Annotated in this window: 21 protein-coding genes; 7 read left to right on the top strand and 14 right to left on the bottom strand. The window is 75.0% G+C overall.

The features are described from left to right. Positions 1 to 370: 370 nt before the first annotated feature. Together OG505_RS08945 and OG505_RS08940 are read right to left on the bottom strand one after the other, a co-directional pair. Positions 371 to 1,141, bottom strand: coding sequence for a DUF5995 family protein (locus OG505_RS08945; RefSeq protein ID WP_405432454.1), 771 nt, complete (start codon positions 1,139 to 1,141; stop codon positions 371 to 373). Positions 1,142 to 1,275: 134 nt separating this feature from the next. Continuing rightward, positions 1,276 to 4,173 (bottom strand): AAA family ATPase, encoded by a 2,898-nt coding sequence (locus OG505_RS08940; RefSeq protein ID WP_405432452.1) that lies wholly within the window; start codon positions 4,171 to 4,173, stop codon positions 1,276 to 1,278. Between the two features lie 192 nt (positions 4,174 to 4,365). Between OG505_RS08940 and OG505_RS08935 the strand changes: the two genes are divergently transcribed. After that, on the top strand, positions 4,366 to 6,576 hold the full coding sequence (locus OG505_RS08935) for an AAA family ATPase (protein ID WP_405432451.1): 2,211 nt from the start codon (positions 4,366 to 4,368) through the stop codon (positions 6,574 to 6,576). A 4-nt stretch (positions 6,577 to 6,580) separates the two neighbouring features. Here OG505_RS08935 and OG505_RS08930 read toward each other — a convergent pair whose 3' ends face one another. Together OG505_RS08930 and OG505_RS08925 are read right to left on the bottom strand one after the other, a co-directional pair. After that, positions 6,581 to 6,772, bottom strand: coding sequence for a hypothetical protein (locus OG505_RS08930; protein WP_405432450.1), 192 nt, complete (start codon positions 6,770 to 6,772; stop codon positions 6,581 to 6,583). Between the two features lie 32 nt (positions 6,773 to 6,804). After that, on the bottom strand, positions 6,805 to 7,371 hold the full coding sequence (locus tag OG505_RS08925) for a dienelactone hydrolase family protein (protein WP_405432448.1): 567 nt from the start codon (positions 7,369 to 7,371) through the stop codon (positions 6,805 to 6,807). Between the two features lie 586 nt (positions 7,372 to 7,957). On the opposite strand from OG505_RS08925, the gene OG505_RS08920 reads away from it, so the two are divergent. The 6 genes from OG505_RS08920 to OG505_RS08895 all read left to right on the top strand — a co-directional run bounded on the left by OG505_RS08920 (position 7,958) and on the right by OG505_RS08895 (position 13,033). Beyond that, complete coding sequence (locus OG505_RS08920; protein WP_405432446.1) at positions 7,958 to 8,716, top strand: class I SAM-dependent methyltransferase; 759 nt, start codon at positions 7,958 to 7,960, stop codon at positions 8,714 to 8,716. A gap of 37 nt (positions 8,717 to 8,753) precedes the next feature. Then, a complete protein-coding gene (locus OG505_RS08915) occupies positions 8,754 to 9,230 on the top strand; it encodes a fluoride efflux transporter FluC (protein ID WP_405432444.1) in 477 nt (158 codons plus the stop codon). Further along, positions 9,227 to 9,589: a fluoride efflux transporter CrcB gene (gene crcB, locus OG505_RS08910; RefSeq protein WP_405432443.1), complete on the top strand. Its 363-nt coding sequence runs from the start codon at positions 9,227 to 9,229 to the stop codon at positions 9,587 to 9,589. The genes OG505_RS08915 and crcB overlap by 4 nt, the downstream gene beginning before the upstream one ends. Positions 9,590 to 9,678: 89 nt before the next feature. Then, the gene (locus tag OG505_RS08905; protein ID WP_405432441.1) at positions 9,679 to 10,203 is read left to right on the top strand and encodes a PadR family transcriptional regulator; all 525 of its coding nucleotides are present in this window, start codon (positions 9,679 to 9,681) and stop codon (positions 10,201 to 10,203) included. Further along, on the top strand, positions 10,200 to 10,880 hold the full coding sequence (locus OG505_RS08900; protein ID WP_405432439.1) for an ABC transporter ATP-binding protein: 681 nt from the start codon (positions 10,200 to 10,202) through the stop codon (positions 10,878 to 10,880). The genes OG505_RS08905 and OG505_RS08900 overlap by 4 nt, the downstream gene beginning before the upstream one ends. Beyond that, complete coding sequence (locus tag OG505_RS08895; protein WP_405432437.1) at positions 10,877 to 13,033, top strand: FtsX-like permease family protein; 2,157 nt, start codon at positions 10,877 to 10,879, stop codon at positions 13,031 to 13,033. The genes OG505_RS08900 and OG505_RS08895 overlap by 4 nt, the downstream gene beginning before the upstream one ends. A 3-nt stretch (positions 13,034 to 13,036) precedes the next feature. On the opposite strand, the gene cobA is transcribed toward OG505_RS08895, so the two are convergent. Genes cobA through cobO form a run of 10 tightly spaced genes read right to left on the bottom strand, consistent with a single transcriptional unit; the run spans position 13,037 to position 23,311 of the window. Beyond that, positions 13,037 to 14,710, bottom strand: a complete 1,674-nt coding sequence (gene cobA, locus OG505_RS08890; protein ID WP_405432435.1) for a uroporphyrinogen-III C-methyltransferase — start codon at positions 14,708 to 14,710, stop codon at positions 13,037 to 13,039. Next, a complete protein-coding gene (locus OG505_RS08885) occupies positions 14,707 to 15,303 on the bottom strand; it encodes a precorrin-8X methylmutase (RefSeq protein WP_405432434.1) in 597 nt (198 codons plus the stop codon). Before OG505_RS08885 ends, cobA begins: the two co-directional genes overlap by 4 nt. Next, positions 15,300 to 15,497, bottom strand: a complete 198-nt coding sequence (locus OG505_RS08880; RefSeq protein ID WP_405432433.1) for a DUF362 domain-containing protein — start codon at positions 15,495 to 15,497, stop codon at positions 15,300 to 15,302. The genes OG505_RS08885 and OG505_RS08880 overlap by 4 nt, the downstream gene beginning before the upstream one ends. Next, positions 15,485 to 17,209, bottom strand: coding sequence for a precorrin-3B C(17)-methyltransferase (gene cobJ, locus OG505_RS08875; protein WP_405432431.1), 1,725 nt, complete (start codon positions 17,207 to 17,209; stop codon positions 15,485 to 15,487). The genes OG505_RS08880 and cobJ overlap by 13 nt, the downstream gene beginning before the upstream one ends. Then, the gene (cbiE, locus tag OG505_RS08870; RefSeq protein ID WP_405432430.1) at positions 17,197 to 18,558 is read right to left on the bottom strand and encodes a precorrin-6y C5,15-methyltransferase (decarboxylating) subunit CbiE; all 1,362 of its coding nucleotides are present in this window, start codon (positions 18,556 to 18,558) and stop codon (positions 17,197 to 17,199) included. Before cbiE ends, cobJ begins: the two co-directional genes overlap by 13 nt. After that, positions 18,555 to 19,706 (bottom strand): cobalt-precorrin-5B (C(1))-methyltransferase, encoded by a 1,152-nt coding sequence (locus tag OG505_RS08865; RefSeq protein WP_405432428.1) that lies wholly within the window; start codon positions 19,704 to 19,706, stop codon positions 18,555 to 18,557. The genes cbiE and OG505_RS08865 overlap by 4 nt, the downstream gene beginning before the upstream one ends. Further along, entirely contained in the window at positions 19,703 to 20,536 is an 834-nt protein-coding gene (gene cobM / locus OG505_RS08860; RefSeq protein ID WP_405432426.1) for a precorrin-4 C(11)-methyltransferase, read from the bottom strand. Before cobM ends, OG505_RS08865 begins: the two co-directional genes overlap by 4 nt. After that, positions 20,533 to 21,354 (bottom strand): precorrin-2 C(20)-methyltransferase, encoded by an 822-nt coding sequence (cobI, locus tag OG505_RS08855; protein WP_405432424.1) that lies wholly within the window; start codon positions 21,352 to 21,354, stop codon positions 20,533 to 20,535. Before cobI ends, cobM begins: the two co-directional genes overlap by 4 nt. Continuing rightward, complete coding sequence (locus tag OG505_RS08850; protein ID WP_405432422.1) at positions 21,351 to 22,706, bottom strand: cobyrinate a,c-diamide synthase; 1,356 nt, start codon at positions 22,704 to 22,706, stop codon at positions 21,351 to 21,353. The genes cobI and OG505_RS08850 overlap by 4 nt, the downstream gene beginning before the upstream one ends. Next, positions 22,700 to 23,311 carry a cob(I)yrinic acid a,c-diamide adenosyltransferase gene (gene cobO, locus OG505_RS08845; protein ID WP_405432420.1) on the bottom strand — a complete coding sequence of 204 codons (612 nt, stop codon included), beginning with the start codon at positions 23,309 to 23,311 and terminating at the stop codon, positions 22,700 to 22,702. The genes OG505_RS08850 and cobO overlap by 7 nt, the downstream gene beginning before the upstream one ends. Positions 23,312 to 23,333: the final 22 nt, after the last annotated feature.

Genomic DNA, 23,333 nt, shown 5'->3' with positions numbered 1-23,333 from the left:
TGGCGCGGGCGTACCCCGTACGAGCCGACCGACACCCATGGCCGGTGTCCTGTCGACGACCGCGCCCACACCGCACTCCACCACCGTGCCGTGGCCCGTCCCCCGCGTCGCCGCTGGGCCGGCCGGCGGCCCGTCCCGTCACCGTCGGCCGGCGCAGCGAGCCCGGCCCGCACCGGCTCCCCCGCCGCCGGCCGGCACCCCCCGGGCCGGCCGACGACGGCAGACGGTCGACACCCCCCGGGCCGACCGGCTGACTCCCCGCCGTCGCCGGTGAGCACCGGTCGACCCGCGGGCGGTGGAGCTGGTGGGGCGGACGCGCCCCCGCGCTCCGCCGCCCCCACGGGCGGAGCGCGGGGACCCCCCGTCCCGGCTACTGCAGGAACGCCCCGAGGGGCGAGAGCAGCAACCGGCCGAGCGCCGCGGCGTTGTCGTCCAACCGCGTGCGCTCACACTCGCGGGCCTCCGGATCGTGCCGGCACCGCCAGATCTTCTGCGCGTTGCGCCAGGCGACATCGCGGGTGTACTCGACCAGTTCCCCCTGGTACCAGTCGTCGATGTCGCCGTTGAGCATGTCGATGAGCAGCTGCCACCGCTCCAGATAGCCTCGGCGCAGGCCGGGGATCTTGTCCGCGAAGATGTTGTTGATCTCGAGGTAGTCGTGGTGCTGGTCGGTGCCGTCGACCGGCTCCGACTCCAGATGGTCGAACGTCGTCACCAACGCGAACGGCAGATCGAAGTTGATGTGCGCGTTCACACCGGCCGCCGCCGACGGCAACGGGCGGGCGTCCGGCCCGCGCATCCGCGAGAACAGACACGACCACGCCTTCGGCGTGCCGGGGCTGGAGTCGGTCCACAGCCGCAGGGCGTCGAAGTAGCGGGCCGCGAACTCGACGTCCAGCCGGGAGAGGAACGCCGGGTCGACGAAACGGTCGTCGTACAGGCCGTCCAGCACGCTGCTGGTGATCGTCAGGTAGAGCTTGTTGAAGTCGGCGAGCGGGCAGCTCGCCTCCAGCGGCGGCAGCCGCACCAGCATGTCCTGGAGCTTGGTGAGGTGATCGACCACCGCTGGCACGTCCGCCGGATGGTCGGCCAGCAGGTCGACGATGTCCCGGTGCACGGGCCCCCAGACGGGTTCGGTCATCTCTCCTCCATAGTGGTCGTGACGCCCCCGTGACGCCGTCGACGGGGCTCAGCCTCTCAGCCGCGGACCGCCGCCCGGATCAGTAGAACGACGTATCCCGGCGCGCACACGCGCCGGGATACGTACCGGTGCCGTCAGCCGCGGGAGTTGCGCAACATGATCGCGCTGGCCTGGACGCGGGTGCGGACCTGGAGTTTGTCGAAGATGTGCGACACGTGCACACCGATGGTCCGCTCGCTGATGAACAGCCGCTGCCCGATCTCCTTGTTGGTCAACCCCTCGGCGACGAGCGCGAGCACCTCCCGCTCGCGCGCGGTGAGAGCCGCCAACTCGTCGTCGACCGGCTCGGCCGACGCGGCGGCGCGCGCGCCGTCGGCGTCGCGCTCCTCCAGCGACACCCGGGCCCGCCCCGCCAACTCCCGGATCTCCGAGGTCAATGGCACCGCGCCCAACCCCTGCGCCACCCGGTACGCCTCGCGCAGCAGCTTGCCCACAGTGGCCACCCGACTGCGCCGGGCCAGCAGAGCCTCCGCCTGCCGCAGCCGGGAGTACGCCGCCGGATAGGGGTGGTTCCGACCGTCCCACTCGGCGACCGAGGTGGCCCACAGCTCCGGGTCGCTGCCGTCGAGGCGGCTCACCTCGGCGGCGCACAGGGCCAGGAAGCCCTCCACCACCGAGCGCACCGGTCGAGCCGCTCCGGCGCTCTTGCGAGCCATCCGGTCGGCGACATCCCGCAGCCGGCGTACGGCGGTCGGGTCCACGGCCACGGTGCGGCTGGAATGCGCCTCCGCCTCGGCGCGCAGCCCGTGCCAGACCAGGGCGGACAGGATCATCACGTCGTCGGAGCGGCTCTCGGTGAGGCCGCGCTGCACCGCCAGCCGGGCCATGTCGTGCCGGCCCTCCCACATCGCCAACCCGGACCGCAGCGTGAGCAGCGGGATGACGTGGCGCGCTCCACCGCCGGCGAGCAGGGTCGCCACCGCGTCGAGGTCCCGACCGGCGGCCTCAATGTCGCCGTAGCCCACCGAGAGCCGGCAGCGGGCGAGCAGCAACTCGACGGCGTCCGCGCCGGACGGTCGGTGCCGCAGGGCCACGGCGACCACCTTCTCCGCCTCGGCCCACTGGCCCACCCGGAACAGCCCGTTGATGGCGATGGCCAGCAGTCGGGTGCCCCAGGTGCGGCCCAGCCCCAGCTCGGCCACCCGCTCGGCGCCCCGCCGTGCCACCACCACGCCCTCTTCGAGGATGTTCAGCGGCCCGGTCAGCAGCTCCGCCAGGTGCAGGTAGGCGCACGCCACATCCTCTGGCTGGCCGGCGCGCTCGGCGGTGTCGAGGGCGTCGCGCATGACCGCCAGACCGGCGTCCGGGTCTTCCAGGAAGGCGTCGCTGAAGCCCAGCGCCGAGCTGGCCAGCACGACCTCGGTGGCGGAACCCTCCACGTTCTCGGCCAGCGCCAGCGCCTCGCGCGCCCGCTCGCCGGCGTCGGCGTAGCGGCCCAGGTGCAGCAACAGCTCGGCCAGCCGCGCCGCGGCGGCGGCCCGGTCCCGCGGCGAGCAGTCCGCCGCCTCCAGCGCCCGCTCGTACTCCTCCTCGGCCAGCGCCGAGCGACCGGCGGCGGCCAGGTAACGGGCCCGACGGATGTGCAAGGCGCAGCTCGGCTCGCCGCCCCGCAGCGCGGCCAACTCCTCCAGCAGGGCCAACGCGCGGGCGTGCTCCCCACAGTGGTGGGCCGCCTCGGCGGCGTTGCCGAGCAGCTCGATCCGGTCCACCTCCACCGAGCCGGAGTCGCCGGCCAGGTGCAACGCCGCCGTCCAGTGGCGGTGCGCCTCGGCGTAACCGTGCAGCCGCTCAGCCTCCTGCGCGGCGGCCACCGCCGCCGGCAACGCCCGCGCCGGCTCACCGGCCAGCCGCCAGTGATGCGCCAACCGGGCCTGGTGCAGCTCGCCCGGCGCCGCGGTCAACGCCTCGGCGTAGCGGCGGTGCAGCCCGGAGCGCTCGGCCGGCAGCAGCTCGTGCGCCAGCACCTCGGCGACCAGGCGGTGCCGCAGCCGGTAGCCGTCGTCCGCGCCGACCAGCAGCCGGTGCGCGACCGCGGCGCGCGCGGCGTCGATCAGCTCGTCCTCCGGCAGCCGCAGCACCTCGGCCAACAGCCAGTGCTGCACGGGCTCGACGCCCGCCGCCACCGCGTGCACCACAGCGTGCGCGTGCTGCGGCAGCGCGTCCACCCGGTCGAGGAAGATCTCGCGCAGCGTCTCGGACAGCCCGTCCCGCCCGTCGCGCAGGTCGCGGGCCAACTCCTCGATGACGAACGGGTTGCCGCCGCTGCGCTGCCACACCTGCTCGGCGGCGTCGGGCGCGAGCGCCCGGCCGACCACGGCGGCGGCGAGCTGCTCGGTGCCGGCGCGGTCCAGCGGGGACAGGTCGAGCACCCGGACCGTCCGCAGCCGGCGCAGCTCGGTGAGCACCCGGCGCAGCGGGTGCGCGCCCTGCAACGACTCGGCCCGCACCGCGGCCAGCACCGAGAGCTGGAGGTCACCGAGACCGGCCAGCAGATAGAGCAGCAGCTGGCGGGTGCTGCGGTCGACCCACTGGAGGTCGTCCAGGATCAGCACCAGCGGTCGCCCCTCGGCGATCAGGTGCAGGCCCCTGGAGACGCGTTCCAGCAGGGCGCCGGCGCCATCCGGGCCGCCGGTCTCGTCGGCGAACATCTGCAACAGCCCGCGCACCGACGAGGAGGTGCGCGCCTGCGCCGCGGACAGGTCCGCGTCGAAACGCCGCAGCGCCTGCAGCAACGGGTGCAGCGGCGAGGCGTCGCCGATGTCCAGGCAACTGCCGGTCAGCACCAATGCGCCCTGGTCGCGCAATCGGGCACCGATCTCACCGAGGAGGCGGGTCTTGCCCACACCGCTCTCACCGGTCAGGAAGACGGCGGCCGTCTGCCCCTGTGCCACGTCACCGAGCAGCGCCGACCGAACCGCCTGCACCAGCTCGGCCCGGCCCACGAGCGGTGCGGTGTCCACATCGCTGGCCATGGGACGCAGCCTAATCACACGCCCCCGTACCGTTCTACGGCCATCTGCCGCTTGTGGTACTCCTCGCGTCGACATTGCGACTAATGGTTGCGAGTGGCCGACATACGTCGTTCTGCCGATCCCCCGTCAGCCCAGGAATGCCAATCTCCGAAGGTCGTCAGCCATCAGCGGGGCAAGGACCGGTGCGCACCCATGATCACTATCGTCGCCGACACGCAGCGGACCGACCGCCCACACTGGCCGGTGCCCGAGGAGAGACGGACGGTCACCGTGCTGTTCGCCGACATCGTCGGCTCCACCGCACTGGTCGACCGGCTCGACCCGGAGGACGTCCGTGCGCTGCAACGGGCGTACTTCGACACGGTCGCCGCTGTGCTGCGCCGCTGGCACGGCGTGGTCGAGAAGTACGTCGGCGACGCGGTGATGGCACTGTTCGGGGCGCGACACTCCGACGGCTTCGACGCGTACCGGGCGGTGCGGGCCGGGCTGGAGATCCAGGCCGCGCTGGATCGCCGGCCGATCCTGCGCGACATCACCCTGCGGCTACGTGTCGGGGTCGCCACCGGCGAGGCGGTGGTCGACCTGGGCGGCGCGGTCAGCGGCGGCCACGGCGTCGCCAGCGGCGCGGTGATCACCACCGCGGCCCGCCTGCAGGAGTACGCCGCACCCGGCACCGTCGCGCTGTGCGCCGTCACGGCGCGGGCCACCGCTGGTCTCATCGTGCAGCGTCAACTGGCGCCGGTGTCGGTCGCCGGCCGGGTGCCGCCGATGCCGGTGTGGCATGCCGCCGGCCTGGCGCGACCGGGCGCCGACCGGCACGACGGCCCGCTGATCGGGCGACGCCGCGAACTGGCCAGCGTCACCGACCAGCTGACCCGGGCGCTGCACGATCGCGACCCGCGCTGGGTGTCCCTGGTCGGTCCGAGCGGCAGCGGCCGCAGCCGACTCCTGCACGAGCTGGCCCGCGGGCTGCGCACGGTGGACGGGATGCCGGTGCGCTGGTGCCTGGTGGGCTGCCCGCCGTACCCCGACCAGGTGCTCGCGCCGGTCGCCGAGCTGGTCCGCGGCGTCGCCGGCATCCGCCACGGCGACGGCCCGGCGGCGGTCCGTGACCGCCTGACCGACGCTCTGACACCGCTGTACCCGCCGGACCGGGTCGCGGCGGCGATGGTGGCGCTGCAATCGCTGCTGACCACCCCGGACGGGTCGACCGAGGCGCTGGCCGCCGCGGCGGTCTGCCGGGACGCGCTGCTGCGCCTGGCCGCCCACCGACCGTTGGTCGTCGCCGTGGACGACGTGGACCGTGCCGCGCCGGCCGTGAGCCACTTCCTGCACACGCTGTTCACCGCGGCGACGGCGCGCGGGCTGCCGCTCGCGGTGCTCACCGTGCATCAGCCGCAGTGGGCCGACACCCGCCCCGGCCCGGCCCGCCGCGTGCCGATCCGCCCGCTGGCCACGGTGCAGTCCGGGCGGCTGCTGCGCCACCTGCTCACCCGGGCTGGGCAACCGGTGGCCCTGGTCGACCGGCTGCTGCCACTGGTGGCGGGCCGTCCCGGCCACGCGGTGGCGTACGTGCGGTCAATCGTGGATGGCGCCGACCGGGTGACGCTCCCGCTGCCCGACGCCGTCCGCCGGGCCGTCGGCGCGGAACTGGACCACCTCGACGGCGAACGACGGGCGGTGCTGATGGCTGCTGCCACCCTCGGCGGTCCGGTCTCCCGCGCTGCCGTCGACCAGACCCTCGGTTGGGTGCCCGGCCGATCCGCACCGGCCCTACGCGGACTGGTCGCGGCCGGGCTGCTGCTCCCCCGGCGCACCGACGGGTACGTGTTCGCCGCGCCCGCGCTGCGCCAGGTCGCCGCCGAGCGGTTGCCCCGCGCGTTGCGGGCCGCCTTCGTCCGTCGTGCCGCCGAAGCGCCGCGCCCCGACACCGTCCGCCCGGACGCCCTCGACCCCACCACGGTCCGTCGCACCGCGGACCGTCCCGCCGACGTGGTGCGTCTCGACGCCGTCAGCTCCCGCGTAGACCGCCTCGACGCCGTCTTCGCGGAGGTGGCCCCGACGGTCTCATCACGCCGACGTCTCTCGACGGCGCCGATGGCCACCGCACCGGCCGCCTCGGGTCGCGGGGCCAACCGCCCGGCGGATGCCCGCCGCCTGCGCGCGGTCGCGTCCGCCAGCGACGTGCCACCGACCCGAGCGTCCGCGACGCCGACCACCACGGGCGGGCACTGGCTCGCGGACGTGGCCCGGGCCCCGGCGACGATCCGTGCGGTGCCCGCTGTGTCGGGGCCGGCCGAACGCGGCGGGCCGGTCGACGTCGGCCCACCGGCCAGAATCGTACGCGCCGCATCCCGCCCGCCGTCAATTCATTGGCCTACCGGCCTGGCCGCCGCCGCCTGAGGGGTCAGGTCGGTCGCCCGCCGAACTGCCAGTGGTGCACCTCGACGTCGGCGTACCGGCCCACGGTCAGGATGGCGCGCGTCGCGCCCGGGGTCGGCGCCCGCACCAGCGCGGCGGTGCCGAGCCAGGTGTCGCCGTCGTCGGACAGCAGCGGCCCGTACGCGATCAGCTCGTCCCGCACACCAAGCGCGTCCACCCCTGCTGAACGTCGGGCGGCCCGGCGGGCGCTCAGTCGGCGGCGAGGAAGGCCAGCACCCGGGGCCAGACCTGCGCGGCGGCGTCCGGGGTGTACTCGGCGACGTCCGGGTCGGTGAACAGGTGCCCGGCGCCGGGATAGCGGAACACGCTCAGGTCGGCGCCGGCGTCGGTCATCGCCCGCTGCCACTCGTCGACCTCGTCCGGCGTGTCGTACGGGTCCGGGTCAGCGATGTGCAGCTGCACCGGCAACCCGGGCCGGGCCGGGTCCGGCACGCCGCCGGTGCCGTGCAGCAGGAGCAGGCCGGCGGCGTCGGGGCGCTCGGCGAGAAGCGCCCCGGCGACGCCGGCGCCCATCGAGAAACCGGCCAGGACCGTCTGCGGCGGCAGGTCGCGCAGCGCCGCGCGGGCCCGGTCGAGCACCACCTCTTGGCCGATCTTGTCGAGCAGCGCGAAGCCCTCCTCGACGGTGTCGGCGGCCGGGACGCCGTACAGATCGGGGGCGGCGACCCGGTGCCCGGCGGCGCGCAACCGGTCGGCGGCGGCACGAACGGCGGGCCGCAGCCCGTACACGGAGTGGAACAGCACGACGTGTCGCATCAGGCCATCCTGCCGCAGCCGGGCGCGGGCTCGGCGGCGGCACGCGGGGCGGGCATCAGAGCAGCGCCGTCAGCCGGGCCACCAGGGCCGCCGACGGTGACATCGCGGCGACCTCCGGGCGGACCTGCCCGGCGGCCGTCCGCAGGCTCTCTCGCGGATCCTATGTCGACACCGCTGGGCGCGTTGCCCCGCTGACCGCGCGCCGCCGCGCCGTCAATGGAAGGTGGTGAGTCGCCGCTCAGCCGCGGTCGCGCTGGTCGACGATGCGGCGCATCTTGCCCATCGAACGTTCCACCGAGTCCGGGGCGAGCGCGCAGCTCGTCGATGTCGGCGCGCTCGATCGGCTCCAGCTCGTGCGGACGCGGGGTGCGGTCCTGCATCGCCTGCCTCCTTGCGCGACGGTCCCGGTGCGGGCTGCGGGTACCGTACGCCGGCCGTCGGCCGAGGGCGCGAGGTGAGGGCGCCGGGTCGGGCGGGCTGCCCGACCCGGCGTCACTCCGATCATCGCCCCGCCATCATCCTGCAATTGCAAAAGATGTGCAACAAGGTCTGGACCGGACTCGTTCGAGTAACTAGCCTGACCTTCATGAGTCCTTACATCACGGATCCGTCGGCATGGCAGGAGAGCTGGGACCGTCAGCAGGAGGCCTACCTACCGGACCGGGAACACCGCCTCGCCACCATGCTCGACACCGTCGACGCGGTCCTCGACGGCCGCCCTCCGCGGCTGCTCGACCTGGCCGGCGGCACCGGCACCATCTCGCTGCGGACGCTGGCGCGCTTCCCGGGCGCCGAGGTGACGCTGGTGGACCTCGACCCGGCACTGCTCGCCATCGCCGGCGCCTCGCTGGCCGGCCGGGCCACGATCGTCACCGCCGACCTCGCCACTCCCGACTGGCGCTCGACGCTCCCCCACCGGGAGTACGACGCCGTCCTCACCGCCACCGCCCTGCACTGGCTGCCGGCCGACCGGCTGCGCGTGCTCTACGCCGACCTGCGCGACGTGCTGCGCCCGGGTGGGATCTTCGTCAACGCCGACCACATGCCCGACGACACGCTGCCGGAGCTGACCAAGCGGCTGCTGGACCGGGCGCGGGACCGGCGCGACGCCCGCTACGCCGCCGGCTCGGTGCTGTCCTGGTCCAGCTGGTGGGAGCGGGCCGCCGCCGACCCGACGCTCGCCCCGCTGGTCGCCCAGCGACACGCCATCTACCCGACCGGGCACAGCCCGGAGTGGAACCCGCCGGTCTCCTGGCATCTGGCCGCCCTCACCGAGGCCGGGTTCAGCGAGGTCGGCACGGTGTGGCGCGGCGGGCCGGACGCCGCCGTCGCGGCGGTACGCTGACCAGCCGTCACGGCGCCCGTGCTGGTAGGAAGGACCCGTGTCAGAGCCGTTCGAGCCGCGTACCGACCCCGACGTCGATCTGAGTGTCACCGCCGACCGGCGCGAGCTCGGCGCGCGACCCGCGACGGTGCTCGCCACGATCGCGGCCGGTGGTGTGCTCGGCGCGCTGAGCCGGGCCGGTCTGCAACACGTCGTCCCGCACGCGCCGACCACTTTCCCGTGGGCGACGTTCGGCGTCAACGTGTCCGGCTGCCTGCTGATCGGCGTGCTGATGGCGGTGCTCGGTCACCTCGGCGGTGGGCACCCGCTGGCCCGCCCGTTCCTCGGGGTCGGGATGCTCGGCGGCTTCACCACGTTCTCCACCTACGCGGTGGACGTCCAGCAGGCCCTCGTGGCGGGCGCACCGGGCGTCGCGCTGGCGTACCTGGCCGCGACGGCGCTCGGGGCGCTCGTCGCGGTCGGGCTGGGCGACGCCGCCGCCACCGGACTGCTGCGGCGTCGGGCGGCCCGATGACCGTGCTGCTCATCGCCCTGGGCGCGGCAGTCGGCGCACCGCTGCGTTACCTCGCCGACCGGGCCGTGCAGTCCCGCCACGCCTCGGCGTTTCCCTGGGGCACGTTCAGCGTCAACGTGGTCGGCTCGCTGCTGCTCGGCGCTCTGGTCGGGTGGCCGGTCGACCCCGTGGTCGGCGCGCTGCTCGGCACCGGGTTCTGCGGCGCCCTGACCACCTACTCCACTTTCAGCTACGAGACCCTGCGGCTGGCCCGGGGCGGCGACCGGTTCCTCGCCCTGGCCAACGTGCTGGGCAGCGTCGCCGCCGGGCTCGCCGCGGCCGCCGTCGGCTACGCCCTGGCCCGCGCCCTCACGGGCTGACCTCTGGAAGCCATGCTCTGAGCAGGGGACCCACCGAGTACACACCAAGGGTATATACGCGAGGTATACCCTCGGGGTAGTCTCCTGGCATGAGCGTGCCACTGACTCTTCTCGGCCTCCTCGAACGGGAGCCCAGCCACGGCTACGACCTGAAGCGCGACTACGACGCCTTCTTCGGCCGAGGCAAGCCGCTGCCGTTCGGCCAGGTCTACTCCACCCTCAGCCGCCTGGCCCGCGACGGCAAGGTGGTGATCAGCGACGTCGCGCCCGGCTCCGGCCCCGACCGCAAGCGCTACGTCATCACCGACGTCGGCGCGACCGAGGTCGAGCAGTGGCTCACCCAACCGGTCGACCCGGAGCCACACCTGCAGACGGTGCTCTTCGCCAAGGTCGTGCTCGCGCTGATGCTCGACCGTCCCGCCGCCGAATACCTCGACACCCAGCGCAGCGCGCACCTGCACCGGATGCGCGAGCTGACCGAGATCAAGCGCACCGGCAACCTGGTCGACGCGCTGCTCGCCGACCACGGCCTGTACCACCTGGAGGCGGACCTCCGGTGGATCGAGATGACCGGCGCCCGCCTGGACGCCCTGCGGAAAGAGGTGCGGCCATGAGCGTGGTGATCGAGGCACGGGACGTGGAATTCGCCTTCGGCCAGACACCCGCCCTGCGCGGCGCGAGCGTCGCCGTGGAGGCGGGCGAGATCCTCGCCATCATGGGCCCCAGCGGCTCGGGCAAGTCCACCCTGCTGCACTGCCTGGCCGGCATCCTCGTGCCGGACTCCGGCGAGATCCTGTTCGACGGGGCCCGGGTCGACGCCATGCCCGAAACCCAGCGCAGCAGCCTGCGACGCGACCGGTTCGGCTTCGTGTTCCAGTTCGGTCAACTCGTCCCCGAGTTGACCGCTGTGGAGAACGTCGCACTGCCGCTGCTGCTCAGCGGCGTACACCGCAAGCAGGCGCTGCCGAAGGCGAGTGCCTGGTTCGCGCGCCTCGGGCTGGACGGCCTGGAGCACCGCCGCTCGGGCGAGCTCTCCGGCGGGCAGGCGCAACGCGTCGCCCTGGCCCGGGGCCTGGTCGCCGAGCCGCGGGTGCTCTTCGCCGACGAGCCGACCGGCGCGCTCGACTCGCTCACCGGCGAGCAGGTGATGGACCTGCTGGTCAGCGCGGCCCGCGAGCAGGGCACCACGGTCATCCTGGTGACTCACGAGGCCAGGATCGCCGCGTACGCCGACCGCGAGGTCATGGTCCGCGACGGGCGCGTCAACGCGCCGGACCGGATCGCCTCATGATCCGCTTCGGGCTCCGCCTCGCCCTGGCCGGCGGCCGGGAGGCGCTCACCCGCCTGCTCGTCATCGCCGCCGCCGTCGCGATCGGCAGCGGGCTGCTGCTGACCACCCTGGCCGGGGTCAACGCGGTCGACGCCCAGCTCACCCGGTACGCGTCGATCTATCCCCAGGCCTCCACCGCCGGCACCGCCGATCCACTGTGGTGGTCGGTCCGGGACGACTTCTTCCACGGCAAGCCGATCCTCCGGATCGACGTCGCCGCGACCGGGCCGAGCGCGCCCACCCCGGCCGGCATCCCGGCCACCCCGGGCCCCGGTGAGTTCTACGTCTCACCGGCGCTGCGGGAGCTGTTCGCGGCACAGCCGGCCGACCAGCTGGCCGACCGGTACCCGGGGCGGGACCTCGGCACGGTCGGACCGTCCGGGTTGACCTCACCGGACACGCTGCTCGCCATCGTGGGCGGCACGCCGGACAGCGTGGGCAAGCTGCCCAACTCCCGGCAGGTCGACAACATCGATGACAAGCCCGCCCTCCCCGAGACCACGGTGAACCTGATCCTGGGCGTGATCGCCGGCGGGCTGCTCTTCCCGGTGCTGATCTTCATCGGCACCGCCACCCGGCTCAGCGCCGCCCGCCGGGAGCAGCGTTTCGCCGCGATGCGCCTGGTCGGCGCGACACCCCGGCAGATCTCGACGGTCGCCGCGGTGGAGGCGGCGGCCGCAGCCGTCGCCGGCACCGCCGTCGGTTTCGGCCTGTTCTACGCCTTCCGCGAGCCGCTCGCGGGTATCCCGTTCACCGGCATGCCGTTCTTCCCCGGCGACATGTCCCTGGGCCTGCTGAACATCCTGCTGGTGGCGCTCGGCGTCCCGGCCGGCGCTGCGGTGGCGGCCCAGGTCTCGCTGCGCCGGGTACGGATCTCCCCGCTGGGCGTCACCCGCTGGGTCACGCCACGGGCACCGCGCGCGTACCGGCTGATCCCGATGGTGCTCGGCGTTGCCGTGCTGGTGTTCGCGCTCGGCTACCGACCCGAGTCGTCCGACGGCCAGACCGCGATCTTCCTGCCCGGCCTGCTGCTCATCATGGCCGGCCTGGTCCTCGCCGGCCCGTGGTTGACAATGGTCGGCGCCCGGGTGATGGCCCGGTACGCCAACCGCCCGGCCACGCTCATCGCCGCGCGACGCCTCGCCGACAACCCGAAGGCCGGCTTCCGGGCGATCAGCGGCATCATGCTCGCGCTCTTCGTCACGAGCGTGGCCGTCGGCGTGATCACCACGATCATCGCCAACCGCGGCCCGGCGCCGGTCGGCTCGACCGACGCCGGCACGGTGACCACAGTCTTCAACGAGAAGACGTCGTCGGTGCCCGACACGCTCTTCGCCGAACTGCGCGCGATCACCGGCGTGCGGTCCGCGACCGCGATCCGGGAGGCCCCGGACATCAACACCGGCGGCGAGGGCGGGGTGATCGCCTGCGCCGACCTGCCGAGCGCGTACGGCAGGTGCGCCCAGGGCGCCGTCGTCATCGAGGTGCCGATGGGTCTGAGCCGTTGGGAGGAGTCGGCGTCGTCCACAACGGAGTGGCGCGCGGCGTCGATCACGCTCGACGAGTTGCAGCGGCTGCCGGTGAGCTCGGTCGTCGTGGGCACGGACGGCTCGGCTGCGGCCATCGAACGCGTCCGCACCGTGCTGGAGGTCGCCTTCCCGACCTTCTGGACGGGGCCGAACGTGCCCGGCGACTTCGAGTCGGACTTCGCTGACACGCTGCGCGGCTGGGAACAACTGGCCAACGTCGTCATCATCGCCAGCCTGGCGCTCGGTGGGTGCAGTCTCGCGGTCAGCGTCATCGGTGGCCTGACCGAACGCCGCCGTCCGTTCAGCCTGCTGCGCCTCAGCGGCGCTCCGGTGCGGGTCCTGCGCCGGGTGGTCGCGTTGGAGAGCGCCGTACCGATGCTCGCCGTCGCCGCCCTCGCCATCGGCATGGGCCTGCTCGCCGCGCACCTGTTCCTGCGGGCACAGATGCACTACACGCTCGTCGCGCCCCAGCCGCGCTTCTACGTGATCGTCGTCGTCGGACTGGTCGCCTGTCTCGGCGTCATCGCCTCCACGATGCCGCTGCTGGAACGCGTCACCGGCCCGGAGACCGCCCGGAGCGAGTGAGGGTCACGGCCCGGTGGCCGCGACGGCGACCACCGGGCCGACGACGAAGACGGCAGGCGGGCCCACGGACTCGCGGGCGGCGGCCGCGCCGATCTCGTCCAACCGGGCCGACACCGACTTCTGGCCGGGCAGCCCCGCGTCCTGCACCGCCAGCACCGGGGTCTCCGGGGCACGACCGTGCTCGACCAGCACCGCAGCGATCTTCGCGATGGTGTCCACGGCCATCAGCAGCACGACGGTGCCCCGGGCGCGGGCCAGCGCCGCCCAGTCCACGAGCGAGTCGGGGTGCCCGGGCGGCAGATGCCCGGAGACCACTGTGACGTCGTGCGCCACGCCCCGGTGCGTGACCGGCACGCCGGCGAGGGCCGGCGCGGCGAGAGCGCTGCTGACCCCGGGCACGACCGTCACCGGCACGCCGGCCGCCCGGCAGGCCAGCACCTCCTCGTGGCCGCGTCCGAAGACGTACGGGTCGCCGCCCTTGAGTCGGACCACCCGCCGGCCGGCACGGGCGTGCGACACCAGGGCCGCGTTGATCGCGTCCTGGGCCATCGACGGGCCACGGGGCATCTTGGCGGCGTCGATGACCAGCACGTCGGGGCGCAGCCCGGCGAGCAGTCCCTGCGGGGCGAGCCGGTCGACCACGACGACGTCCGCGGCGTCGAGCAGGGCCTTTGCGCGTACCGTGATCAGGTCGTCGGGGCCGGGCCCGCCGCCGACCACGGCGACCGAACCGTGGTCGTGGTGGTGGTCGTGCCCGTGGTGATGGTGGTGGTCGTGCCCGTGGTGATGGTGGTGGCCGACCGGGTCGTCGGGGTGGTCGTGTGGGCGTTGCGGACGACCCACCTTGTCCGCGAAGCCGGGCATCAACACCCGGTACGCGCAGGTGTCGCAGTTCATCCGGATGTCCCCGCCCAGCGCCTCGGCGTGGCGTTCGAGCACCAGATCCGCCAGGGCGTCGCAGTCGCCGATCACCTCGGCCACCCGGACCTCCAGGTCGGGGTGCGCGGCGGCGAACTCCGCCGACTTGGCGACGATCCGGTCCGGCAGCACCCCGGCGAACAGGAAGTACGGCGCCACGACGATCCGCCGCGCGCCGAGCCGGCGCAACCGGTCCAGCACCGCCGGCACCGACGGCTGCGCCAGGGAGATGAAGCCCGGCTCGACGCCCGCGTAGCCGCGTCCTTCCCAGAGCAGCCGGGCGACCTTGGCCACCTCGGCGTTGGCGTCCGGGTCGGTGGAGCCCCGCCCGATCAACGCCACCCACGTGCCGGCCCGGTCGGCAGCCGCCAGCGCCGCGCCGGCCCGGTCGGTGTGGCCCAGCGCCGCGTCGATGCGCTGTTCGAGGGCGTCGTGCAGCAGCGGGTGCGGGCCGAGCGGACGTCCGTAGCGGTAGGTCAGCCCGGGGTGGCGTTGCTGCTCGCGTCCCATGGCGGCGGGGATGTCGCCCTTGCCGTGCCCGGCGGCGGTGAGCACCAGCGGCAACGCGACGAGGGCCCGGTGCCCGCGCGCGACGAGCGCGCCGACCGCGTCGGTCAGCGGCGGGCGGGACAGCTCGATGAAGCCGCCCTCGACGTCCGCGACGTCACCGCGACGGCGGACCCGCTCGACGAGCGCGGCGAACTGGTCGACCCCGGCAGCGCTGCGCGTGCCGTGCCCGACGATGACCAGACCGGTCATGACTTCTCCTCGGTGTAGAGCAGGGCGTTGAGGGCGGCGGCGGCGACCGCCGAGCCACCCTTCTCGCCCACGTTGGACACCCCGGGCAGGCCGCTGGCCCGCAGCGCCGCCTTCGACTCGGCGGCGCCCACAAAACCGACCGGCAGGCCGACGACCAGCGCGGGCGCGGCGTCCAGGGTGAGCAGTTCGACAAGCGCGGTGGGCGCGCAACCGACCACCCACACCGCGCCGGGACCGACCCGGTCCAGCGCGATCCGCACGGCGGCGGCCGAGCGGGTGATGCCGGCCGCGCGGCCCAGTTCGGCGGCGGCCGGCTCGGCGACCGGGCAGACCAGCTCCAGGCCGGCGCGGGTGATGCCGGCGGCGACCATCGCCACGTCGGTGACCACCGGCATGCCGGCACGCAGCGCGGCCAGCCCCGCCTCCAGGGCGGCCTCGTCGCAGACCAGCTCCTGGACGTACGCGAGGTCCGCGCTGGCGTGGACCACCCGTTCGGTCACCGCTCGGCTCAGCGGCGGCAGGTGCGACAGGTCGACCCGCTCGCGCAGGATGCGGTACGACTCGACCTCGATCGGATGCACCACCCGGCTCATCGGGCTCCTTCGCAGGGGTCGGGCTCGGCGACGCGGATCGCGTCGACCGGGCAGATCTCCAGGCACTCCAGGCAGCCGGTGCAGCGGTCGGCACGTACCGTCAGGCCGCCGGCAACCGGCCGGATCGCGTGCGTGGGGCAGGTCAGCAGGCAGGCGCCGCAACCCTGGCAGGCGCCGATCGTCACGAGCGCCACCGGTACCCCCGGGGCGTGACCATCCGGCCGGCGACCAGCCTGGTGTCGCTGTTGCCGACCACGACGACGCTGTACATGTCGACGATGGCCGGGTCGAGCGTGGCCAGCGTCGCCAGGTGCACCCGCTCGCCGCGGCGGCTGGCGTTGCGCACCACGCCGACCGGGGTGTCCGGTGGCCGGTGCGCGGCGAGGATGCCGAGCGCCTTGCCGAGCTGCCAGTCGCGCGCCCGGCTGCGCGGGTTGTAGAACAGCGTCACGAAGTCGCCCTCGGCGGCGGCGGTCACCCGCCGCTCGATGACCTCCCACGGGGTGTGCAGGTCGGACAGGCTCACGTAGGCGTGGTCGTGGCCGAGCGGCGCTCCGAGCAGCGCCCCGGCGGCGAGCGCGGCGGTCACCCCGGGCACACCGACCACGTCGATCCGCTCGTCGGCGTACTCCAGGGCGGGGCTCGCCATCGCGTACACCCCGGCGTCGCCGGAGCCGATCAGCGCGACCGCCCGGCCGGCGGCGGCCTCGTCGACGGCCGCGCGGGCCCGGGCCTCCTCCGCGCCCAGCCCGCTGGACAGCACCCGAGTGCCCGGCCGCAACACGTCCCGCACCTGGTCGAGGTACTGATCCAAGCCGACCACCACCGCCGCGCGACGCAGCTCCGCGACCGCGCGGGGGGTCCGCAGGTCGGCGGCGCCCGGCCCGAGCCCCACGACCGCCAGCCGGCCGCGCGGCGCGTGCCGCGCCACCGCCACGGTGGCCATCGCCGTCGCGGTTTTGCCGACCAGCAGCGTCGCGTCGGACCGGCCGTCCGGGCCGAGCAGCGCCGCGGCCTCGGCGACGCTCGGCGTGCCGACCGCCGCGCGGACCACCTCGCTGGGATTCGGCACGTCGACAGTTGCCAGCCGCGTCGCCGGCCAGGTCACCAGGGGTACGCCGAGCGCGTCGGCGGTGCTGCGGATGCCCGCCTCGTCGGCTTTCACGTCGGCGCTGGCCAGGCAGCGCAGGCTCGCCGGGTCGAGGCCGGCCTCGGCCAGCACCCGGCGCAGCAGCTCCGCCACCTCGGCGGCCGGCACGCCCCGACTCGCGCCCACGCCGGCGACCAGCGACGGTGGCCGCAGCACTGCCGTCCGCCCGTCGATCGGTACCACCCGGTCGGTGACCAGCACCCGGTACCCGTCGCCCGGCACGTCCTCGTCGACGGCCCGCACGTTCGGCGGCAGGGCGGGCAGCGGCCAGTCGGCGTCGACGATCAGCCGGACCGGTTCGCCGTCCAGGATGGCCCGGGACACGGCGGCCACCGCGCCCTGCACCGGCCAGCCGAGGGTGTCCAGGCCGGGCAGTCCGACCGCGTCGGTGGCGGTGGTGATCACCGGTCGGGCGTCCAGCAGCGCGCCGACGGCTTCCGCGAGGTCGTTGCCGCCGCCGGCGTGGCCGCCGAGCAGCGCCACCGCGTGCCGGGCGGCCTCGTCGACGACCACGACGGCCGGGTCGGTGCGCTTGTCATCGAGCAGCGGCGCGAGGATGCGCACCACCGCGCCGGTGGCCAGGAACGCCACCACGGCGTCGTAGCGCGCCCAGGCGGTCCGCAGCGCGTCAGCGACGCTCTCCCCCTCGACGACCCGCGCGTGCGGCCAGGCGGCGGCGACGGTGTGGGCGTGTCGTCGGCCGGCGGCGGTGGCCGCGACCAGGCCGACGCGGGTGGTGACGGTCAGGTCGGGCACGGGCGCTCCCCGGTGAGGACGACCACCGGGTTGGTGGCCGCGAGGCGGATCGACCCGCCGGGCAGGTCGGCGAGGCGGGAGGCGGAGAGCTGGCTGCCCTCGACGGTGTAGCCGGCGGCGCGCAGCAGGCCCACGGCCGGCGCGACGCGGTCCAGCGCGGCCAGGGTGAGCACCACCCGCTCGGGTCGGCGGGCCACCACTGCCGCGAGGACGTCGGTGCCGCCACCGCCGACGAAGACCGCGTCCGGCTCGGGCAACCCGGCCAGCGCCGCCGGGGCCCGCCCGACGATGATCCGCACGTCGACGGCGTGCGCGGCGGCGTTGTCCCGGATCATCGCGGCACTGGCGGCATCCTGCTCCACGGCGAGCACGGCGGCGCCGAGCAGCGCGCACTCGATGCCGACTGAGCCGCTGCCCGCGCCGACGTCCCAGACCAGCCGGCCCAGGCGAGGCCGCAGCCGGGCGACGACGAGGGCACGCACCTCGGACTTGGTGATCATGGAGTCGCGGTGGGCGTACCGGTCCTCCGGCAGCGCCCAGCCGCCGGCCGGCGCGGCGGCCGGCTGGTTGTCCACCCGCAGCCCAGCCGGCGTGACCAGGTCCGGCGCAGCGGTCACGGGCTCGGCAGACACGGCGGGCGCGGACACGACGGGCGCGGCGGGCGCGGCGATGCTGAGCAGGACGTGCGGGTCGGACCAGGCGCCGGCGGCGGCCTGCTCGGGGGTCACCGCGCGGACGCGTTCGGCGTCGGTGCCGAGGTGTTCGGCGACCACCAGCCGTCGGGACCAGCCGATCAGTCCGGCGCCCAGTTCGGCGGCGCCGACGCCCGGCGCGGTGAGCACCGCGACCAGTGGCAGCGCCCGGCAGGCGTTCAGGGCCGGTCGCGGGTCGCGGCCGTGCGCGGTGACCACGGCCGCGCCGTCCCAGGGCAGCCCGGCACGGGCGAACGCGGCGGCCACACTGGACACCGCTGGCGCCACCCGCAGCGGCAGCCCGGCGACGCGCAGCCGCCGGACGATGCCGAACAGGCCGGGATCGCCGCTGGCCAGCACCACGGCCGGCACACCGGCGGCCACGGCGGCGCTCAGCCGCCGTACGGCCGGGGCGAGCGGCCCGAGGACGACGGTGTCCACACCGGGCGGCACGGAAACGGTGGCCAGGTGCCGGGCCGCTCCGACGACCAGCCCGGCCCCGGCCAGCGCGGGCGCGAGCGCGGGGTGCGGTGGCGCTCCGGCCGCGTCCACCCCGACCACGGTCACCACCGGGTGCGGGGCGGCCTCGGTGACCAGCGGGTCCGGGGAAGCCAGGTTCGCCAGCGGGTCGGCGGCCGCCGCGGTCGGCCGGCTCATCGCGGCCACCGGCCCGACGAGGCGACCACCCGTGCGCCCGCGAAGTCGACCATCGCCACGTCCACGGTGACCGTCGGCCCGGCGAAGCGCCGCAGCACCTGCCCGACCCGCTGACAGAGCAGGTCCCCGGCCGGGCCGAGCAGCCCGGCGGCCTCCCACAGCTCGTACGCGTGCCGTCCGGTGTTCGCCTCGGTCACCGCGGTGACCAGCGCCGGATCACCGCCGGCGTCGGCCGTCACCGCGCCGAGCAGCGACAGGTCCACCTTCGAGCGGGTGTAGTGGGTCATCAGGATGCCGGCGGCGAGTTTGGCGAGCTTGCCGGCCATGCCGACGAAGACCACCCCGGTCATCGCGTCGCCCACGGCGGCGGTGACGGCCGCGCCGGTGAAGTCGCCCACCTCGACGAAGCACACCTCGGGCAGCTCGGGCAGCAGCGCGCGGGCGGCCCGCTCGGTACGCCCGCCGGTGCACAACACCACCGTCCGCTCCCCCTGGGCGGCCATCACGTGCACGGCCTGTACGACGCTGGCCCGCCAGGAGGCGGTGGAGAAGGGACGGACGATCCCGGTGGTGCCGAGGATCGAGATGCCGCCGAGGATGCCGAGCCGCCGGTTGGTGGTCTTGCGGGCCATGATCTCGCCCCGGGGCACGCTGATGACCACGCGGACCCCGACCTCGGTGAGGTCGACGACCTCGGCCACCGCCGCGCCGATCATCCGGCGTGGGGTGTCGTTGATGGCCGGGCCACCGACCGCGAGCCCGAGGCCCGGCTTGGTGACGGTGCCGACCCCGGGACCGCCGGCCAGGCGCAGCCCGGGGACGTCGGTGAAGTCCACGGTGGCGGTCAGCTCCGCGCCGTGGGTGACGTCCGGGTCGTCACCGGCGTCCTTCACGACCACCGCCTCGGCGCGCGCCGGTGGGCTGCCGGTCACCTCGCAGCGTTCGACCGGGAACCGCACCCGGCGGCCGGCGGGAAGGCCGATCTCCACCTCGGGCGGGGCCACGCCGGTGACGAGCGCCGAGACGGCCGCCTTGGCCGCCGCCGTGGCGCAGGCTCCGGTGGTCCAACCCGTCCGCAGCGCGGTGGGCCGGACCTTCGCCGTACGCGGCAGGTCCGGCTCGCGCAGCGGCGGCTCGGCGTACGTCACGGTGTGCCTGTTCCCCCGGCGCGGACGCCGGACTGGCGGCGCAGCTCGGCACGGGCGATCGGCTCGGCGCGACGGAAGGTGTGGAAGTGCCCGGGGTGGTACAGGTGCGAGCGGGTCCCCTCGGCGGCCAGCGCCGGCCCGACCAGAAAGAGCGTGTGCTTCCACAGCTTGTGCTGCTTGGCCGTGGCCTCCAGGGTGCCGACCGTGCAGCGCACGACCAGCTCGTCGGGCCAGGTCGCCTGGTACGCCACCACGGCCGGGGTGTCCGTCGGGTAGCCGCCGGCCAGCAGCTCGGCCTGCACCTGACCGGAGCGGGCGGCGGAGAGGAACAGCGCCATGGTGGTGCCGTGCCGGGCGAAGTCGCGGACCCGCTCGCCGGGCGGCATGGGGGTCTTGCCGCCTTCGAGGCGGGTGAGGATCACCGACTGGGCAACCTCGGGCACGGTCAGCTCCCGCCCGACGAGCGCCGCGACGGCGGTGAACGACGACACTCCGGGCACGATCTCGACGGCCAGGTCGAGCGTCCGGCACAGGTCCAGTTGCTCCTGCACCGCGCCCCAGAGCGCCGGGTCGCCGGAGTGGATGCGGGCCACGGTCAGCGCCTGCTCGGCGGCGCGCTGGTAGAGCGGGAGCACGCCCTCGATGGGCAGCTGCGACGAGTCGACGATCTCCGCGTCGGGGCGCGCGTGGTCGAGGACGTCGGCGTGCACCAGGCTGGCCGCCCAGATCACGATGTCCGCCGCGGCGATCACCCGGGCGGCCCGCAGGGTCAGCAGGTCCGCCGCACCCGGGCCGGCCCCGACGAACCACACCTTGCCGTTGCTGGTCACAGCTTTCCTCCTCGGTGGTCGCGGCGGGCGGGCACCAGCAGCGTCGACAGGTACGGCAGGTCGTGCGCGGTGTCGTCGACTCCGCCGACGTGTTCGCCGGGCAGGCCGAGGCTGCGCCCGAGAACCGCGTCGTCCAGGCGGCCCTGTCGGCGCAGTTCGGCGAGCAGCTCCGGGTGCCGCCGCCAGCCCTTGTAGGCGACCACGGTGCCCGGCCCGGCGAGGGCATCGGCGAACAGCGCCAGACCGGCGGTGGCCGGCAGCAGGGTGAGCGGTTCGCGTCCCTCGCAGAGCGCAACGCCGCTGCGGGCGGCCAGCTCCTGCATGGCGGTCACGCCGGGCACGGTCGCCACCCGCACGGTGGGGCGCAGCGCGCGGACGCTCTGCGCCAGGTAGCCGAAGGTGGAGTAGACGTTGGGATCGCCGATGGTGGCGAAGGCGAGGGACCGCGCGCCCGCGTCGACCGCGTCGACCACGCTCCGGGCGGCGTCGTCCCAGGCCGCCGTCCGGCGGGCGGTCACCCCACCCCGGTCGTCGAGGGCGAACGGCAGCCGACGCAGCCGGTCCGCCGGCACGTACTCCCGGACGGTCGCCTCGGCCCGTCCGGCCTGCGCGCCCGGTGGCGTCGCACCGGCGGTCGCGGTCGGCGCGACCCGGTCCGCCAGCACGGGTACGAAGACCACGTCGGCCTCGCGCAGGATCCGCACGGCCTTGACGGTGAGCAGTTCCGGGTCACCCGGCCCGACACCGACGCCGGTCAGCGTGGCGTCGGCGGGACACCCGTCGACGGTCGGCGTCGCGTGGGCGCGCTGCGCGCTCATCGGCACGCCTCGACCAGCCGGCGGGCCGCGCCGGGGTGGCCAGCCCAGTGGGTGTGCAGGTAGGAGGCGTGCACGCGGCCGGCGACGAAGCCGTGGTCCGTGCCGTTCCAGCGCCACGCCGGCCGCTCGCCGTGGCCCGGGTCGGTGGCGGTGCGGTGGAACTCGTGGCCGCGTACCGGCTCGCCCGCGCGGGCCACCGGGGAGTCGGTGACGGCCAGGGCCTCGCGGTAGCCGAGGGTGAGCCGGCCGGTCATCCGGGCGGTGAGGTCCAGCCGACCGCACATCGGTACGCCGTCCAGGGCCCGCCCGAGGTAGAGCAGCCCGGCGCACTCGGCCACGACCGGCCCGTCGAAGTCGGCCAGCTCGGCCCGGAGCGTGGCGTTGCCCGCGAGGGCCTCCGCGTACGCCTCGGGGAACCCGCCGCCGATCACGACCGCGCGGGTGCCGGCGGGCAGGGCCGGGTCGCGCAGCGGGTCGACGGTTACCACGTCCGCTCCGGCGGCGGTGAGCAGCTCGGCGGTCTCCGCGTACGAGAAGGTGAAGGCCGGGCCACCGGCGAGCGCGACGAGCGGGCGTTCTTCGCCGGCCGGACCGCCGACGGCGACGACCGGGTTCCAGGCTGCGGCGGTCAGCGGCGCGGCGGTGCGGGCCAGGTCGAGGACGGCGTCGAGGTCCACGGTGGCCTCCACCAGTTCGGCGAGGGCGGTGACGATCGCGAGGGACTCGGGGGCCCGCTCGGCCACCGGGACCAGCCCGAGGTGCCGGGCCGGCGCGGCGACCTCGGCGGCGCGGGTGACCGCCCCGAGCACCGGTACGCCCACCTCGGTGAGGGCGTCGCGCAGCAGCGTCTCGTGCCGGGGCGAGCCGACCCGGTTGAGGATCACCCCGCCGATGCGGACCGCCGGGTCGAAGGCGGCCATGCCGAGGGTCAGCGCGGCGGCCGAGCGCCCCTGCGCGGTGGTGTCCAGAACCAGCAGCACTGGCGCGTCGAGGAGGCGGGCGACGTGTGCGGTGGAGGCGAAGTCGCGTCGGCCCACCGCGCCGTCGTGCAGGCCCATCACACCCTCCACCACGGCGATGTCGGCGGGCGTCGGGACGCTCGCGCCGTGGCGCAGCAGACCGGCGATCCGTTCGGCCCCGACCAGGAACGGATCGAGGTTCCGGCCCGGCCGCCCGGCGGCGAGGGCGTGGTAGCCGGGGTCGATGTAGTCCGGGCCGACCTTGTGCGGGCTGACCGTCAGGCCGCGACGGCGCAGCGCGGCGAGCAGACCGGTGGCGACGGTGGTCTTGCCGTGGCCACTGGCCGGCGCGGCGACGACCACTCGGGGCAGCGCCCAGGGAACGCTCACCACTCGATGCCCTTCTGGCCCTTCTGGCCGGCGTCCATCGGGTGCTTGACCTTGGTCAGCTCGGCCACCAGGTCGGCGGCGGCGATCAGGCGCGGGTCGGCGTCCCGGCCGGTGATGACGACGTGCTGGAAGCCGGGGCGGTCGGCCAGGGTGGCGACCACCTCGTCGACGTCCACCCAGCCCCACTTCATCGGATAGGTGAACTCGTCCAGCACGTACAGCCCGTACCGCTGGGCGGCCAGGTCGCGCTGGATCTGCCGCCAGCCCTCCAGGGCGTCGGCGGCGTGGTCGGCCTCGCCGCCGCGCTGGATCCAGGACCAGCCCTCGCCCATCTTGTGCCAGGTGACCGGTGCGCCCTGGCCGGTACGCTCGTGCACCTCGCCGAGCGCCCGGAAGGCGTTCTCCTCCCCCACCCGCCACTTGGCGCTCTTGACGAACTGGAACACCCCGACCGGCAGGCCGGCGGTCCACGCCCGTAACGCCAACCCGAAGGCAGCGGTCGACTTCCCCTTCATCTGTCCGGTGTGGACGATCAGCAGTGGCCGGTGCCGTCGCTGCCGGGTCGTCAACCCGTCAGCAGGCACCACGCTCGGCTGTCCCTGCGGCATCAGTCCGTCCCCCGTCCGGCGG

Source organism: Micromonospora sp. NBC_00617 (assembly GCF_045161355.1).
GTDB lineage: Bacteria > Actinomycetota > Actinomycetes > Mycobacteriales > Micromonosporaceae > Micromonospora.
The sequence above is the reverse complement of the archived record's forward strand: the minus strand, read 5'-3'. Positions and strand labels throughout refer to the sequence as shown.

What these genes read in the sequence shown, in the direction of transcription:
- OG505_RS08945 (WP_405432454.1), bottom strand. Translation starts at nt 1,141, where the DNA reads ATGACCGAACCCGTCTGGGGGCCCGTGCACCGGGACATCGTCGACCTG.
- OG505_RS08940 (WP_405432452.1), bottom strand. Translation starts at nt 4,173, where the DNA reads ATGGCCAGCGATGTGGACACCGCACCGCTCGTGGGCCGGGCCGAGCTG.
- OG505_RS08935 (WP_405432451.1), top strand. Translation starts at nt 4,366, where the DNA reads ATGATCACTATCGTCGCCGACACGCAGCGGACCGACCGCCCACACTGG.
- OG505_RS08925 (WP_405432448.1), bottom strand. Translation starts at nt 7,371, where the DNA reads ATGCGACACGTCGTGCTGTTCCACTCCGTGTACGGGCTGCGGCCCGCC.
- OG505_RS08920 (WP_405432446.1), top strand. Translation starts at nt 7,958, where the DNA reads ATGAGTCCTTACATCACGGATCCGTCGGCATGGCAGGAGAGCTGGGAC.
- crcB (WP_405432443.1), top strand. Translation starts at nt 9,227, where the DNA reads ATGACCGTGCTGCTCATCGCCCTGGGCGCGGCAGTCGGCGCACCGCTG.
- OG505_RS08905 (WP_405432441.1), top strand. Translation starts at nt 9,679, where the DNA reads ATGAGCGTGCCACTGACTCTTCTCGGCCTCCTCGAACGGGAGCCCAGC.
- OG505_RS08900 (WP_405432439.1), top strand. Translation starts at nt 10,200, where the DNA reads ATGAGCGTGGTGATCGAGGCACGGGACGTGGAATTCGCCTTCGGCCAG.
- OG505_RS08895 (WP_405432437.1), top strand. Translation starts at nt 10,877, where the DNA reads ATGATCCGCTTCGGGCTCCGCCTCGCCCTGGCCGGCGGCCGGGAGGCG.
- cobA (WP_405432435.1), bottom strand. Translation starts at nt 14,710, where the DNA reads ATGACCGGTCTGGTCATCGTCGGGCACGGCACGCGCAGCGCTGCCGGG.
- OG505_RS08885 (WP_405432434.1), bottom strand. Translation starts at nt 15,303, where the DNA reads ATGAGCCGGGTGGTGCATCCGATCGAGGTCGAGTCGTACCGCATCCTG.
- cbiE (WP_405432430.1), bottom strand. Translation starts at nt 18,558, where the DNA reads ATGAGCCGGCCGACCGCGGCGGCCGCCGACCCGCTGGCGAACCTGGCT.
- cobI (WP_405432424.1), bottom strand. Translation starts at nt 21,354, where the DNA reads ATGAGCGCGCAGCGCGCCCACGCGACGCCGACCGTCGACGGGTGTCCC.
- cobO (WP_405432420.1), bottom strand. Translation starts at nt 23,311, where the DNA reads ATGCCGCAGGGACAGCCGAGCGTGGTGCCTGCTGACGGGTTGACGACC.